Annotated in this window: 13 protein-coding genes; 3 read left to right on the top strand and 10 right to left on the bottom strand. The window is 74.1% G+C overall.

Annotation, left to right across the window (positions count from 1 at the left end):
• Position 1: 1 nt before the first annotated feature.
• The 3 genes from AB0L25_RS01515 to AB0L25_RS01505 form a co-directional block, all read right to left on the bottom strand.
• Positions 2–1,144: a DegT/DnrJ/EryC1/StrS family aminotransferase gene (locus AB0L25_RS01515; protein WP_500167475.1), complete on the bottom strand. Its 1,143-nt coding sequence runs from the start codon at positions 1,142–1,144 to the stop codon at positions 2–4.
• A 5-nt stretch (positions 1,145–1,149) separates the two neighbouring features.
• The gene (locus tag AB0L25_RS01510; protein WP_500167473.1) at positions 1,150–2,493 is read right to left on the bottom strand and encodes a YveK family protein; all 1,344 of its coding nucleotides are present in this window, start codon (positions 2,491–2,493) and stop codon (positions 1,150–1,152) included.
• Between the two features lie 91 nt (positions 2,494–2,584).
• Positions 2,585–3,229 carry a response regulator gene (locus AB0L25_RS01505; RefSeq protein WP_500167471.1) on the bottom strand — a complete coding sequence of 215 codons (645 nt, stop codon included), beginning with the start codon at positions 3,227–3,229 and terminating at the stop codon, positions 2,585–2,587.
• A 204-nt stretch (positions 3,230–3,433) separates the two neighbouring features.
• On the opposite strand from AB0L25_RS01505, the gene galE reads away from it, so the two are divergent.
• Positions 3,434–4,435, top strand: a complete 1,002-nt coding sequence (galE, locus tag AB0L25_RS01500) for a UDP-glucose 4-epimerase GalE (RefSeq protein WP_500167469.1) — start codon at positions 3,434–3,436, stop codon at positions 4,433–4,435.
• Between the two features lie 37 nt (positions 4,436–4,472).
• Here galE and AB0L25_RS01495 read toward each other — a convergent pair whose 3' ends face one another.
• The 4 genes from AB0L25_RS01495 to AB0L25_RS01480 form a co-directional block, all read right to left on the bottom strand.
• Positions 4,473–5,054 carry a DUF6518 family protein gene (locus AB0L25_RS01495; protein ID WP_500167467.1) on the bottom strand — a complete coding sequence of 194 codons (582 nt, stop codon included), beginning with the start codon at positions 5,052–5,054 and terminating at the stop codon, positions 4,473–4,475.
• A 229-nt stretch (positions 5,055–5,283) separates the two neighbouring features.
• The gene (locus tag AB0L25_RS01490; protein WP_500167465.1) at positions 5,284–6,015 is read right to left on the bottom strand and encodes a polysaccharide lyase family protein; all 732 of its coding nucleotides are present in this window, start codon (positions 6,013–6,015) and stop codon (positions 5,284–5,286) included.
• A 15-nt stretch (positions 6,016–6,030) separates the two neighbouring features.
• Positions 6,031–7,404: a hypothetical protein gene (locus tag AB0L25_RS01485; RefSeq protein WP_500167463.1), complete on the bottom strand. Its 1,374-nt coding sequence runs from the start codon at positions 7,402–7,404 to the stop codon at positions 6,031–6,033.
• A gap of 295 nt (positions 7,405–7,699) precedes the next feature.
• Positions 7,700–10,276, bottom strand: a complete 2,577-nt coding sequence (locus AB0L25_RS01480) for a SpoIIE family protein phosphatase (RefSeq protein WP_500167461.1) — start codon at positions 10,274–10,276, stop codon at positions 7,700–7,702.
• 97 nt (positions 10,277–10,373) lie between these two features.
• On the opposite strand from AB0L25_RS01480, the gene AB0L25_RS01475 reads away from it, so the two are divergent.
• Entirely contained in the window at positions 10,374–10,907 is a 534-nt protein-coding gene (locus tag AB0L25_RS01475) for a hypothetical protein (protein WP_500167459.1), read from the top strand.
• Between the two features lie 13 nt (positions 10,908–10,920).
• Here the strand turns inward: AB0L25_RS01475 and AB0L25_RS01470 are convergent, their stop codons facing one another.
• Together AB0L25_RS01470 and AB0L25_RS01465 are read right to left on the bottom strand one after the other, a co-directional pair.
• Positions 10,921–11,790: an LLM class F420-dependent oxidoreductase gene (locus AB0L25_RS01470; RefSeq protein WP_500167457.1), complete on the bottom strand. Its 870-nt coding sequence runs from the start codon at positions 11,788–11,790 to the stop codon at positions 10,921–10,923.
• Positions 11,787–12,317 carry a nuclear transport factor 2 family protein gene (locus AB0L25_RS01465; protein WP_500167456.1) on the bottom strand — a complete coding sequence of 177 codons (531 nt, stop codon included), beginning with the start codon at positions 12,315–12,317 and terminating at the stop codon, positions 11,787–11,789. The genes AB0L25_RS01470 and AB0L25_RS01465 overlap by 4 nt, the downstream gene beginning before the upstream one ends.
• 205 nt (positions 12,318–12,522) lie before the next feature.
• Between AB0L25_RS01465 and AB0L25_RS01460 the strand changes: the two genes are divergently transcribed.
• Positions 12,523–13,002: a nitroreductase family deazaflavin-dependent oxidoreductase gene (locus AB0L25_RS01460; RefSeq protein WP_500167454.1), complete on the top strand. Its 480-nt coding sequence runs from the start codon at positions 12,523–12,525 to the stop codon at positions 13,000–13,002.
• A gap of 34 nt (positions 13,003–13,036) precedes the next feature.
• Here the strand turns inward: AB0L25_RS01460 and AB0L25_RS01455 are convergent, their stop codons facing one another.
• The gene (locus AB0L25_RS01455; protein WP_500167452.1) at positions 13,037–15,205 is read right to left on the bottom strand and encodes a hypothetical protein; all 2,169 of its coding nucleotides are present in this window, start codon (positions 15,203–15,205) and stop codon (positions 13,037–13,039) included.
• Positions 15,206–15,209 lie beyond the last annotated feature (4 nt).

Raw genomic sequence — 15,209 nt, 5'->3', positions numbered from 1 at the left:
GTCAGCCCCGGGCCCGCAGCGCCTCGGTCAGCGCGGACACCACCCGATCCACCTGGTCGGCGGTCAACCCCGGGTACAGCGGCAGCGACAGCAGCTCCCCGGCGATCCGCTCCGTCACCGGCACCGACGCGCACTCCTCGACGCCCAGGATCTCCTGGTACGCGGTCATCTGGTGCGCCGGGATGAAGTGGACGGACGTCGCGACGCCGGCCTCCTCCAGTTCGGCGCTCACCGCGTCCCGGTCGGGCACCCGCACCTGGTACAGGTGCCACGCGTGCGTGATCCCGTCGAGGTCCCGCTGCGGCAGCGTCAGCCCCGGCAGCCCCGCGAGGGCCGCGTCGTACGCGGCGACGATCTCCGCGCGGCGCCGCTGCCAGCCGGGCAGCGCCGCGAGCTGCGCCCGCCCGATCGCCGCCTGGACGTCGGTCATGTTCGCCTTCAGCCCGACGGTCTTCACGTCGTAGCGCCAGCTCCCGCCCGGCAGGTAGCGGCGCCACGAGTCCTTGGACATGCCGTGCAGCCGCATCGCCCGCACCCGGTCCGCGAACTCCTGGTCGCTCGACGCGACCGCCCCGCCCTCCCCGATCGGCATGTTCTTCGTCGCGTAGAAGCTGAAGCACGCCGCGAACGACTCCGAACCGACCGGCGCCCCGTCGCGCGCCGCGCCCGGCCCGTGCGCCGCGTCCTCGACGACCCGCGTCCGGTCCAGTCCCGCCGCCTCGGCGAGCGCCGCGACGTCCACGGGATACCCGCCCTGGTTCTGCACGATCATCGCCGCCGCGTCCACCCGTGACGCCGCCGCCGCGACCGTCCGCGCACTCGGGACGAGCGTGTCCTCGTCCACGTCCACCAGCACCGGACGATGGCCCGCGTGCAGGATCGCGTTGATCGCACCGCAGAACGTCAGGCTCGGCGTGAGCACCGCCGAACCCGGCGGCAGCCCCAGCGCCCGCAGGCACAGCTCCAGCGCCGTCGTGCACGACGCCACCGCCACCACGTGCGACGCGCCCAGGTGGTCGGCGAACTCCTGCTCGAACTGGCCCGTCTGCGGACCCGTGGTGATCCACCCCGAGTCGAGGACCTTGACGACGGCGTCGGAGACCTCTCCGGCCAGCGACGGAACGGTGAAGGGAACGGAACTCATCTGCCCTACCTCTTGATCTTCCGGGTACCGACGACCCCCAGCAGCGGCCACCCCGACGCCGCCACCAGGTCACGCACCGTCTCCAGCCCCGACACCGCGGTGACCGGACCGACCACGACGACGACACCGGCGGACGCGTCCGCGCCCGGGTCGACGTCCTCGAACGCGTGCACGTGGCAGGGCTCCCGCGACGGCACCGGCGTCCGCCGCGCGACCTCGCCCGCCTTCTTCGCCATCACCGCGGTGCCCGCCCGCACCACCGACGTGCTCGTCTTCGCCGCGGCGGGACCGCTGCTGTTCGCCGCCGGCCCGTCGGCGCCGCCGTCGTCCTCCGGCCGCTCGTCCGTGCGCTCCTCCGTGCGCGCGTCGACGAGCTTCGTCTCGTCCCCGTACACCGCGGACGCGACCGTCGACACCAGCTCGGCGGGCAGCGGGCCGGGCGCCCCGACCAGCGTGATCTGCCCGACGCCCTCCCGGCGCGCCGCGAGCCGCGTGCGCCGGCCGAGGTCCGCCAGCTCCGCCGGGCCCCGGTCGGCCCAGCCCAGCAGCGGCACGCCCAGCCGCCGCGCCACCCGGCGCTGCCCCGGCACCGTCGGCCGCAGCATCTCCCACACCACCGCGATCAGGATCGCCAGCACCAGCCCGACGAGCCCCGCGATCGCCGCCAGCATCACCATCGGGTTCGACTCCGGCGCGAGCACCGCCGGCTGCACCACCGACGCCGAACCCGCCGACGTCAGCTCCGACGTCAGCTCCGACCGGCTCGACCGCAGGTCCGTCAGCTCCGCCTGGACGCGCTCCCGCTCGTTCATCGCCCCGACGTCGGGCACCGGCCCCGACGCCTCCCGCGCCAGCGGCGCGAGCTTCTCCTCCAGGTCGCGGATCCGGTCGTTGATCTCGTCGATCCGCTCGTTCAGCGCGCCCCGGTTCGACTCGTTGATCCGCCCGACCACCGCGTCGCCGATCGCGTCCGCCAGCTTCCGCGCCGTCTCCGGGTCGGCGTCCTCGACCGCCAGCTCCACGATCGTCGCCGTGCCGAGGCCCGTCACCTCGATCCTCTTCGCCAGCTCCCGCGGGTCGCGGTCGATCTTCTGCTCCTTCAGCACCGCCGTCAGCAGGTTCCGGCTCGTCGCGTAGGCCGTCACCTGGCTGACCACGATGCTGACGCCCGCGTCCCCGACGGCCGCGTCGGTCACGCTGCCGCTCGCCTCGATCCGGGTCTGCGCGACCGCGGGCGGCTCCCGCCCGTTCATCGCGAACCCCACGACCAGCACGGGGACAACGGTCAGGACCAGCAGGAGCGCCCAGTAGCGGCGACCCACCCGCGCGGCGACCTCGTCGAGTTCCACGATCTTCCCTCCGCCCTCGTCAGGCCGAGCGTAAGAACGTCGTAACCGCGCGAAATCGCCCAAAAGACGACCCCGGCCTACGCCGTTTGCATCAGTCCCGCGGCCGCATCCCCGCCCGCATCGCGAGCGTGATCGCCTCCAGCGCCGAATGCATCCCGAGCTTGGCCAGCAGGTTCTGCGTGTGCGTCCGCACCGTGTTCGCCGACAGCCCCAGCCGGTCCGCGATCTCCGCGCGGCCCAGGCCGTCCACCATGCACTGCAGGACCTCCCGCTCCCGCGGCGTCAGCTCCGGCAGCCGCTCCTCCTCCGCCCCGCCCACCAGCCGGCGCAGCACCTCGCCCAGCACGTCCGGCGGGATCCACCCGCCCTGCCGCGCCGCCGACCGGATCACCCGCGCCACCAGCTCCGCGCTCTCCGTCTTCGACAGCCACCCCACCGCGCCCCGCCGCACCGCCTGCACCAGCACGTCCAGCTCGCTCATCGCCGTCAGCACCACCACCCGCACGTCCGGATGCGACTCCCGCAGCCGGTCCAGCACGTCCAGGCCGCTCTCCGCGCCGAGCGTCATGTCCAGCACCACCACCTGCGGACGCTCGGTCGCGGCCAGCGCCAGCGCCCGCCGGGCGTCGGCGGCGACCGGCAGGATCACCAGATCAGGCTCCCGCCCCAGCCGGGCCGCGAGCGCCTCGGCGAACAGCGCGTGATCGTCCACGATGAGGACGCGGATGGGTCGCATCCCACGACCATGCCGCCTCCGGCGCCCGTCCGGATCCTGCAAACGCTGTACTCGCACCGCCTCGCGCGCCCGGAGGAACCGTGCGCGGACGCCCGCCGCCCCGCCCCGGTTCACGCCCGTCCGAACTTGGACACCGGCGTTGACCGCCCCCGTGACCCTGCGGATTCTGTGCGTGTCCAGGCACTGGCGGCAGGGGGATGCCACATGAAAGTCCTGATCACCGGGGGAGCCGGCTTCATCGGCAGCACGATCGCGTCGGTCTTCGCCGAGCGCGGCGTCACGCCCGTCGTGCTCGACAGCCTCGTCACGGGGCGGCCGGAGTTCACCGAGGGGAAGATCTTCTACCAGGGCGACATCGGCGACGGGGACCTCATCGACGCGATCTTCCGCGAGCACCCCGACGTCATCGCCACCGTGCACTGCGCGGCGCTCATCGTCGTGCCCGACTCCATGCGGGACCCGCAGCGCTACTACCGGGTCAACCTCGCCAAGACCCTCGACCTCGCGGGCCACCTCATCCGCAACGGCGCCGACCGGATGATCTTCGCGTCGACCGCCGGGATGTACCGCCCCGAACCCGACCTCTCGGTCACGGAAACCTCCGCCCTCGACCCGCAGAACCCCTACACGCGCTCGAAGATGATGGCCGAACTGCTCCTGCAGGACCTCTGCAAGGCCCACGGCCTCCGCGTCATCTCCCTCCGCTACCTCAACCCCATCGGCGCGGACCCCCAGCTCCGCTCCGGCCTGCAGAGCAGCAAACCCACGCACGCCCTCGGCAAGATGATCGAGTGCTACGAGCACGGCACCCCGTTCCAGATCACGGGCGTCGATTGGGACACCCGCGACGGCACCGCCGTCCGCGACTACATCCACGTGTGGGACATCGCCCGCGCCTTCCACGAGGCCGCGACCCGCTTCGACGCGGTCGTCCCGCCCCTGTCCGACCACCCCGGCTACGAGGTGATCAACCTCGGCACCGGCGACGGCACCACCGTCCGCGAACTCGTCACCGCCTTCCGCGAGGTCGTCGGCGACGCGTTCCGGGCCGAGGACGCACCCGCACGCCCCGGCGACGTCGTCGGCGCGTTCGTCCGTCCGGACAAGGCGTGGGACCTGCTCCGCTGGAAGCCCGAGTACACGATCGAGGACGCGATCCGCCACTCCCTCAAGTGGGCCGAACGTCGCCGGACCCTGGCGTCCTGACCGCCTTCGTGGCCCGTCCGGCCGCGGCCGGGCGGGCTCACAGCCGCGCGAACCGCCGCACCACCAGGACGAACGCGACCGCCGCGGCGGCGACCAGCACGATCCACCGGGCGACCTGCTCGGCGGGCGTCAACGGGAGCAGCGGGTGGGGCGCACGGAACACGAGCATCTCCAGGGCCGCCCCCGCGGGAACGACGAGCCCCGCGAGCAGCCCGAGGGGCCCCGGACGTCCGATCTGGCTCCCGAGCGCGCCAAGCAGCGGCCCGAAGAGGACGGCGGCGACGGCCCAGTAGACCAGCGCGCCCGAGTGCATGCCGAACGGCTCGTCGCGAAGCACCGGATCGAGCACGTAGTACCCGGTCGTGGCCGCGAGGAGAGCCCCCGTCCCGGCCAAGGCCCCGTGCAGCGGACGACCGGCGAACCACCCGACGGCCACGGCGAGCGCGGCCCACGCCCACCCCACCCCCACCAGCCGGCTCACGACCTCCACCACCGGCGCGACCACCGTGTCGGCGACCGGGGCGCCGATGGCGGTGTAGGGGCTCGACAGGGCGTTGAGCAACGAAGTGACCGCACCGAACACGATCCCGATCGGCACGGCGACGACGACTCTGATCACGGGACGACTATCCCAAATCCCCGACCACGCGGCCTTCCCCGTCCACCGTCCGAAGCCCGAGCCACTGCCCGTCCTGCCCGACGTTGAGCCCGAACTCCTCGACACCGGGACGCCCGCGCCCGACCCACCAAGCGTGTGCAGCGCGTCCGCCCCGACCTCGCTCGTCCGACTCCGCACGACGTCGCGTCGATATGCACGGCGCCAGCGGTGCCGAGCGCGGTGGGTGGGGTCAGGTCACGTCGGTGTGGGTGGTTCCCATTCGTAGGCTGTCCACTCGGTTGACGATCTCGGTGGTGGTGTTGCCGCGGTCGTAGGCGCCCCATTTGGGTTCGTTCGCGCTGTCCCAGGTGCGGCCCGCGTAGCGGGTGGAACCGTCGGTGAAGGTCTGCTTGGCGCCGTTGTAGTAGAGCTCGACCCAGCCCGAGGACGCCGAGGTCGACGTGTGGACGCCGATCGCGACGCGGTTCCAGTCCCAGGCGGCGACGGGGGCGGACCAGATGGTGTGCCAGACCTCGCCGGGCGCGACGTACTTGAGCTGGAGCCTTCCGGCGCCGACCGTCATCAGCAGCGGGTAGTTCTGGCTCGCGTTGGGATAGGACTTCCACTGCCAGGGCACCCAGTCCGAGCCGCTGCCGGGCACGGTGGAGAACTTCTGTTCCCAGCCGAACCAGTACGTCCGGTTCTCGGCGAAGGTGTGGCGCGTCCCGTTCACGCGGATGCCGCGGGACTCGCAGCGGTAGACGCCGACGGCCTTGGTGTAGCGGAAGACGGTGCCGTGCCCGTCCTGCTGCGCCGCCGGGACCAGGCTGCCGGGCGACGTGCATTCGACGTTGCCGAAGACGGCGGTGCCGCGGGCGGCGTCACCGTCCCAGACGACGGCGGCCCGCGCGGCGCCGGGGTCGAGCAGGACGAGCGCGGCCGCCGTCGCGGTGGCGAGCGACGGGTGGAGACGGACGGGCACGGGGCACCTCCGGTGTTACTTCGGGACGTAGAGGCGGATGTCGTCGATCAGCGCCGAGCCCTCGTAGTAGTTGAGGTGCGGGTCGCCGATGATGAAGGAGTCCGGGTAGGCCGACCCCTTGGGCCAGGTGTGCTCGGTGGTGTAGGTGCCGGACGGGCCGGTGTGGGTGAGGCTCCGGTCGAACCGGCCGTCGTACTCGCCGGGCGTCTGGTTGTAGTGCCAGATCGGTCGGCCGTCCTCGACGAAGTCGTGGTGGAAGCGCAGCGTCGCCTGCCCGATGTGCCGGAACGGGCCGCTCATCTCGACGGTGTAGCCGGTGGCGTCGCGTTCGACCGCGAACCGGTAGCTCGCCTCGGGGAGCAGTTCCGGGCGGAGTTCGGCGCCGGTCAGCAGGTCGTCGTGGGCGCCGTCGGCGCCGAACGGCTCGTCGCCCGACCAATTGCCGCAGGCCGTCTTGAAGTAGTACTCGTTGCTGACGTTGTTGTTCTGCGCACGGAACTTGTCACCGCGCACGAAGATGGCGTTCACGCCGTTGAACGTGCCGTCCATCGTGCTGTAGATCTCGCCGGTCGCGGGGTTGCAGATCCCGTTGCTCTCCGACCAGGTCTGGTTGCTGTTGTAGCCGTCCATGATGACCTTGCGGCGGTAATGGATGCCGGGGTTGCCGTGGGGCGCGGGCGTGGCGTAATCGAGGATGGTCATGTAGTAGAAGCCGTTCTCCCGCTTGACGTCGCCGTATTCACAGCGCGTCTTGCCGGGTAGGGCTCCCTTGAACGTCCACGGGAAGCCGGTCTTGCAGTCGCCTTCGGTGTAGCCGTTGTACTTGCCGTCGTACTCGAAGCTCCCGTCGCGCTTTCCGCCGAAGTCGATGCCGCGCAACGTCATTTCCACGCGGTAGCGCGGCGGCAGCGGCCGGGTCGGCCGGATCAGCACCCCGGCGTCCCAGCTCGGTTCGTGGATCCGCGCGACCTTCGCGCCGTCCGGCAGCCGGGTGCTGGAGAGCCCCGGCTGCGAGTCGGGGCGGCCGTCCTTGTCCTTGTCGACGGCGGCGATCTCGGCGGTGAGCCAGCCGCCCCGGCCGAACGGCACCCGCTTGCGGTACACGTCGAACGTCTGGAGACGTTCGGTGAATTCGGGGCCGCTGATCGTCTTCCAGACCTCGCCGTCGTCGTCGAGCGGGCCGACGTGCCATGGGCTGTCCGGCCCGTGCGGATCGCGCTGCCACCTGGCACGGTCCACCGTGAGCGGGCGTTGGAACCCCTCGTGGGCGACCAGCCGCCAGCCGTCCCGCGCGGCTCCCCGGTCGGGGGCGGGGGCGGCGACGGCGGGGGCGGCGGCGACGGTCGCGGCGGCGAACGCCGCCGTGGCCGCTATCCAGCGTCGTCTCATTGACCTGTCTCCCTTCTCCAGCGCCCCCGGACGCCGCCTCCCGTGCGTGGGACGGCCGCTGTCAGCCGATGTGCGTCACCGAACGTCGACGGAACATCGGCCTGGCAAGTGGTAAAGACCTCTTGGGTCTACTTGCTGCCTTCGTGGCTTGGTCGTCAGGGCGATGTCCCGGTTCTGGTGGTGATCGACGTTCACCCTACGAACCGCTCGGACAATTGGTCAATACCAATCTGCCGAAATGCTCCGACGTCCCCGCGGCCCCGCACCGACCGGACGATCTGGCCGCCGGCCGGTCCTACGGGGTGGGGCGGAGGGCTATGAGGGCTATGTCGTCGGTGCCGTCGGCGCCGAGCCTGATGAGGAGTTCGTCGCAGAAGACGCCGAGGGGTGCTCGGGCGAGGGCGCCGGCGTGGTCGCGGAGGCGGGCGAGGGACGCGTCGATGGGTTCGTCGCGGCGTTCGATGAGGCCGTCGGTGTACAGCAGGACGGTCGAGTGCGGGGGGAGCGGGGTGCGGGCGGAGGGGCGCGGCAGGTCGACGCCCGTACCGAGCATGAGGCCGGAGCCGCCGTCGAGGTAGCGGGTGACGCCGTCGGGGGTGGTCAGCAGCGGCGGGAGGTGGCCCGCGGAGGAGTGGACGAACTCGCAGTTCGCCCCGGCGCCCTTGACGACCCCGTAGATGCAGGTCGCGGTGGCCTCTTCGGCGAGGAGGCGGTTCGCGACGTCGAGGTGGTGCAGGACGTCCTCGGGGGGTTCCCGGCAGACGACGGCGGCGCCGCGCAGCATGCTGCTCAGCCGGCTCATGGTGGCGGTGGCGTTGATGTCGTGGCCCGCGACGTCGCCGATGGCGAGGGCGAGGTCGCCGTTCGGGAGGACGAAGCCGTCGTACCAGTCGCCGCCGGCCTGCGCGGTGATGGCGGACGACGCGTAGCGTGCGGCGAGTTGCAGGTGCTCGGGGGACGGCAGGGGCGGGAGCAGGGTCTGCTGCAGGCTTTCGGCGATCCGGCGGGCGTGGTCGTACAGGCGCGCGTTCTCCACGCCGAGGGCGATCCCGTGGGCCAGGTCCTGGACGAACGCCAGTTCGTCCTGCGTGGGCGGGGCGGGGGTGACGCGGCCGAGGGTGAAGGCGCCGAGGACGTCGCGGCGCGCGCGCAGCGGGACGAGGACGGCGTTGTTCGCGCCGAGCTGGTCGAACAGTTCGGCGTACCGGATGTCGAGGGGGCCGTCGCCCTGGACGGAGGCGCCGGTGAGCAGGAGGGGGCCCGCGCCGCGCAGCGCGCGGGCGAGGGGGCCGCGCGCGGCCTGGGTGAGCGGGGGGAAGCGGCCCTCGTAGACGGCGGGGGACGGCAGGTCCGGGTCGTGGTGGACGACGACGACGCGTTCGACCTCGCCGCGCTCGTCGAGGAGGTCGATCGCGCACCAGTCGACGAGCCGCCGGGTGAGGGCGCGGCCGACCTGGCGGAGGCCCACCGTGAGGTCCTGGGCGCTGCTGAGCGCCCGCTCGCATTCGGTCAGGAGGGACAGTCGTTCCAGCGGCGACAGGTCCATGCTCGGACGGCGGCCCCGGCGTGCGGGTTCGCGGGGGCCTTCCGGCCAGCGGGTCTCGCCGGGTTCGGGGGCCTCGGGGAGGGGCGCGGCGGTCCGGGGGAAGAGCTGGGCGACGAAGACGGTGCGTCCGTCGTCCTTCTCCTGGCTCTGGATGAGGAGGCGGACCGGGACGGTGCCGCCGTCGCGGTGCAGGGCCGGGAGGGGCACGGCCCGGCCGAGGATGCGGGGACGTCCGGTGAGCAGCAGGGACGTGAACGCGGCGACGTGCCGGTCGCGGAGGTGTTCGGGGATGATCACGGTGAGGCGGCGGCCGACGAGGTCGTCGGCGTCCCAGCCGAGGAGGTCGGCGGCGGCCTCGTTCACGGCGGTGATCCGGTTCCGGTCGTCGGTGGCGACCGTCGGGAGCCGGCTCTCCCGGATCTGGTCGGCGTCCCACGGCATGGGGGTCGGGTCGCGGGCCGCGACGGTCCACGCGGTGGGCGGCCGGTCCTCGTCGAGCTGGCCGATGATCTCGTTGAGCAGCCATTGCTGCAGGTCGGTGCTCTGGGGGAGGGACGGGCGGCTCAGCAGGGCCTCGGTCCGGGTGGCGTCCTCGGCCCGGTCGAGGACGCGGCGCAGGGTGGCGAGCGCCGGGGCGGCGTCCGCGGGGACGGACAGGGCGAGCGTGCGGATGTCGGCGTCGGGGCCCCGGTCGGCCGCGGCGAGCCAGGCGCTGAGCATGTTGTTGGCGTCGTGGGCGGTGTGGAGGGCGTCCGCCTCCGCCTCGAGGAGGTCTCCGGCGGCGGCGGCGAGGAGGAGTTCGCGCAGGATCGCGTGCCGGTGCTGCCGGCCGGCCATGCAGAGTTCCCACGGCACGTCGACGAGGGTGACGGTGCGGCGGGCGCCGCCGGGCGGGTCGGGACGGCCCCAGCCGGACGGGGCGGGCGCGGGGGCGCGGGGGCGGCCGAGCTCGAACCACACCGTCTTGCCCCGCTCGCCGGTGTCGACCCCGTACCGGGACGTCAGCCGCTCGATCATGTACAGGCCCCGGCCGGTGTCGGTGTACGGGTGGCGGCGCTGCGGCACGAGCCCGCGGTGCGGGGCGCGGTCGGTGACGCGGGCGTGGACGGTGCCGTCGACGGCGCGGACCGACACCTGGATCTCGGTGCGCGCGTGGAGCACGGCGTTGGTCACCAGCTCGCTGACCGCGAGGACGGCGGAGTCCACCGTGTCCGGGGCGGCCTTCCCCGCCAGGCGGTCGCGTACGAACCGCCGGGCCAGCGCCGGGCTGTCCGGCCGCGGCGGGAGCGCCCGCCGTGTCGTCTCCGCGGTGTCGGCATCGTGCATAGGCCCGATTCCTGCCCTTCGGCACGGGGGTCATGCGCGGGCGTTCCCGGGGAACCCGGCCCGGACCTGCGGCGTCCCAGTGGACGGGACGGCCGCCGTGCGGCGAGGGGATCGTGCCGAGGAGAGCGCCATCGAACCCGTGGTGAAGATCGCCGGACTGGTGATCTCCGTGCTTTTGGCCTGTTTCTTCTTCAGCGTCGTCTACGAGGTCTCGAGCCACGGCGGACGGTCCGTGGGCGCGGCCTACGGCCGGGCGGGGGAGCCGGGCACGCTGACGGTGACCGGCGAGAAGCGCGTCGGGGGCCGGACGAGCGGGCGGCAGTGCGTCGGGACGTTCGTCCCCGCCGGCGGCGGTCCGCCGGTGACGGACGTGCACGTGGACGTGTCCGGGAACGGCTGCGCGGTGGGGCGCACGGAGCGGGCGCGGTTCGTCCCCGGGTACGACAGCCGGCTGCACACCGAGCCGGACAAGGCATTCGGACGGTCCGCGGGTGCGGGCGCCATGATCGTCGCGATCGTCTTCGTCGACGTCTTCTGCGGCCTTGTGGGGCTCCTGTTCGCCGTGTTCGCCTACGCGTTCGGCCGTTCGCTCCGCACCGGCGCGCGGCGACGGGACGAGCCGTCCCCCTGAGCCGGCCGGAGCCCTACGGCTCGATGTCGAGGCCCGCCGTCTCGGCGAACGCCTCCAGCTGTTCGAGGTAGTGCGCCAGGGACTCGTGCCGGACCGTCAGGTTGATGTGCGTCGCGCCCGCCTCCTCCGCCGTCGCGATGATCTCCCCGACCCGGCCGGGGGCGTCGACGGGGTCGAGGCGTTCGCCCGGCGTCAGGACGACGTCGAAGCCCTCCGGCGGTTCGTGCCGGTCGAGCATCCGGCGCATCTGCTCGGGTGTCGGGCCGCGGAAGGACTGCGGCGCCGGGGACCAGCCGTCGCCGAGCGCGACGGCGCGGTGCAGGGCGCGGTCGCTGTGGCCGCCGATCCACAGCGGGACGCGCGGCTGGACGGCGTGCGGGTCGACCACCATGTCGCGGAACGCGTAGTACGGGCCCTCGTACGACACGGTCCGGCCGGACAGGGCCGCCCGCAGGGCCCGGAGGGCGTCGTCGGCGCGCGGCCCGCGGTCGTCGAAGGGGGCGCCGAGCATGTCGAACTCCTCCTTCAGGTTTCCGACGCCGAACGCGAGGATCAGCCGCCCGTCGCTGAGGTGGTCGAGCGTCCCGTACCGCTTGGCGATCTCCAGCGGGTGGTAGAAGGGCAGGACGAGCACGTAGGGGAGGAAGCGGATCCGGCGCGTCCGTCCCGCCAGGAAGGCGAACGTCGCCAGCGGGTCGTAGAAGCGTTCCCCGCGCGGCAGGCCCGGGGGGACGGCCACGTGGTCGGGGCACGTCATGAACGTGTAGCCGAGCCGGTCGGCGGCCTGCGCGACCCGGACCAGTTCGGCCGTGCCCGCCGCGGCCTCCCACGCCGGGCGCCTGCCGGCGAGCGCCACGATGGGCGAGCTGATTCCCACTTTCACGCGTCCGTCTCCGTTCCGTGCAGCTTCCGCTGAAGCCGGATCAGCGGGTCGTCGTCGTCCCTGGTGCCGGCCGGTCCCGGGGCCTCGCGGGGCATCAGGCGTCCGGCGTCGGAGCGGGTCCACTCCCGGACGGCCCACCGTTCGGCGATCGCCCACCGGCCGTCCCGCAGGGTCATGTGGTCGACGAACCGGACGCCGCTGGTGAAGTTGACGCGCGGGTCGTCGGCGGGCTCGCCCCAGTGCACCGACGTCCCGTACGTCTCGCTGATCGCGGCGTCGCCGAGCAGGTCGACCAGGTGGTTGGCGACGATGTGCATCGTGCCGCCGCGCCGGGCGCGCAGCCGGGGCTCGACCCAGGCGAGGTACTCGTCCACGGTGCCGTCGAAGCCGGTGTGGTGGTCGACGGCGTCCGGGTGGTACGCCGACCGGACGAGCGCGAAGTCGAGCCGGTCGATGCCCCGGCAGTACCGGAGGACGACATCGTGGATCTGCCGGCGGTCGGACCATTCGTCCCGTGGGGAGCCCATGGTGGGCGAGCGTGCAGCACCCGGCGCCCGTCCGGCGGCCCGGTCCCGCTGGACGGGACGGCCGGGGCCGCGCCGTCGCGTTCCGTCCCGCCCGTCCCGCGAGCTTGTGGGCCGCCGACGACTATTACGCCGACGACACGGCGCTGGGCGGATCGGTCAGGAATCGAGAAGCGCCCATGACCGTCGCCTGCCTACCGTTCCGGTCATGGACGAGAAGCCGAACGGCGGGAGCGGAGCGATGGCGGGGGGCACGAGCGGCGGCGGTCCGGGCGCGGTGTCGCGCTGGATGCAGCACAGGGCGAACGCCCGCGTGAACCGCAAGATCCGGAAAGGGCGCGGCCGGACCATGGGGATGGACGTGCTGATCCTCAACACCGTGGGCCGCCGGAGCGGCGAGCCCCGGGAGACGCCCGTGGCGTGGTTCGCCGACGGCGACGCCCGGCTGGTAGTCGCGTCGGGCGGCGGCAGCCGGCACCCGGACTGGTTCGTCAACCTGATGGCGCACCCGGACCGCGCGACGATCGAACTGGCCGGCGAGGGCGCCGTGCCGGTCGCGCCGGAGCGGCTGGAGGGTGCCGACCGCGAGGCGGCGTGGCAGGTGATCGCCGCCGCGCAGCCGCGCATCGCGAAGTACCAGAGCAAGAGCGACCGCGAGTACCCGGTGGTGCGCCTCACCCCGCGGTGACCGGCCGACACCGCGGGTCGGGCGTCGCGGCGGCTCAGGCGGCCCGGGCGTCCGGTGCGGGCAGGACGAGCCGCAGCGCGACGAGCCCGTCCAGGTCGCCGGCGTAGAGGGTGCCGTCGCCGTCCAGCAGCAGCGCGGTCGGGACGAACCCCGGACGGACGACGGTGTCGTGCCCGGTCGACACGTCCCACACGTGGACGTCGCCGTTGTTCCAGCCCGCGGCGATGACGGGCCGCTCGCCGACGAGGGCGCCGGCGAGCGCGTGGACGGAGCCGTCGCGCAGGTCGGCGGGGTCGGGCGGCGGGTCCTCGCCCGGGGTCCAGTACCGGACGGTGCCGTCGGCGCCGCCGCTCACCACGAGGTGGCCGCCGCGGGGGCCGCGCAGGCAGGCCACGGCGGTGACGGGCCCGTCGTGGAGGTCGAGGGAGACCGCCTCGGGCAGGTGCGGGCCGAGCCGCCACGTGTGGACGGTGCCGGCGCGGTCGCCGAGGACGAGCAGCGAGCCGTCCCGGGCGGCGCCGAGCGCGGTCGGCTCGGACGCGCGTCCCCGCACCGTCCGCAGGACGGCCTCGGAGTCGATGCCCGCGCCGGTGCCCGGGCCGGCGTTCAGCAGGCTGCCGATCTGCTCGGTCCGGCTCTGCGCCTTGCGGGGCGGGACGAGCCCGAGCACGCCGTGCGGGTCCAGGTGCAGAACGCCGCCGTCGGCGAGGCACACCAGCCCCCGCACGGCGGGCGTCGCGTTGACGAGGCGGCCGAGCGGGGCGCCGTCCGCCGGGTCCAGCAGGTGGAGGGGGCCGTCGGCGGTCGCGGCGAGGAGCCGCCCCTCCCGCTCGCCCGCGCCGAACGCGAGGGCGGTGACGGGGCCCGTCCACGGCGCGGAGTGCGCGGGGTCCGGGCGGGCGACCGTCCAGGCGAGCGACCAGCCCGCCCCGGCGGTGTAGGGGGCCAGCGCCGCGGCGAGCGGGTCGCGCCGCCTGGACGCGGTCAGGTGCAGGATCGCGGCGCGCTCCGCCGGGCCGGCGGCGGCGAACGGCGCCGGGCCCGCGGCCCGCCAGACCGCGCCGAGCGGCACGGCGTCGCCGGACGCGTCGAGCGCCGCGGTGACCGCGGGCGGGTCGCAGTGCAGCGCGCAGCCGAGGTCGGCGAGGAGCCGCGGCGCGGTCCCCGAGGCGACGGCGTGCCGGAGCAGGTGCCGGGTCAGGTAGGGCGCGGCCCGGCCCCAGTCCGGACGTCCCCGCTCCTTCGGCAGCGACTCGTAGAGCATGTACCCGAGGGAGTTGCCGATCTGCGCCGCGAGCTGCGGCGTGCGCGCCGCGAGCATGGCCTCGCGCAGCGGGCGGCAGACGAGGGAGAAGCCGTTCGCCGACCGGGCGGCGAGCGGCGCCGCCGCGGCGAGGGACCGCCGCGCGCGTTCGGCGTCGCCGGTCAGCGCGACCGTCCACGACTCCCACGCGGCCGCGTCGAGCGGCTCGTAGGCGCTCGCGAGCGCTTCGAGCGCGGGACGCGCGGCGGCCGGGGCGCCCGCGGCCCAGCGCGCCGGGACGTCCGGGCCGGGCCCGGCGTGCAGGGCGAGCTCGGCCAGTCCCGCGTTGGGGAACAGCGCGGACGCCGCCTCGACGGCCCCGGGGGCGGTGATTCCCCGGGCCGCGGCGACCTGGTGGAGCCAGCCGGTGAACGCCTCCGGGTCGGTCATGTCGGGGGAGTCGAGGTGCACGACGTCGGCCGGGGTCGTGAACCCGGCGAGCGCGTCCGGGCGCCCCTCGACCAGCAGCCGGACGTGCTGCGACGCCAGGAGGGGGTCGAGGAGCGCGGCGACGATCTCGGCCGCGGCGGCGCCGTCGCAGTCCACCCCCGACTCGTCGAGTTCCGCGATGACGACCGTCGCCGGACGGAGGTCGGCGGCGACGCGCGCGACGAGTTCGGCCGGGTCGCCGCCGGGCAGCAGCAGCTGTTCGGCGAGGGCCCGGGCCGCCGCCCGCACCGTCATGCCGCGCACGCTGAGCAGGGCGTGCACGGCCCGGTCGCCGGCGAGGTCGGCGGCCGACCAGGCGAGCAGGCGGCTCTTCCCGGCGCCCGGCGCCCCGGTCACGACGCACAGCCGGGGGCGGAGCCGGTCGGCCGCCCACCGCCTGATCGCCGCCGCGGCGGGCGCGCGTCCGGCGCCGAGGGGCGGCAGCCCGGTCTCGTTCGGTGTCGATGTCATCGGG

It is taken from the genome of Spirillospora sp. NPDC052242 (assembly GCF_040679555.1).
Lineage (GTDB): Bacteria > Actinomycetota > Actinomycetes > Streptosporangiales > Streptosporangiaceae > Spirillospora.
This window is presented reverse-complemented; position numbering and strand designations above follow the sequence as displayed.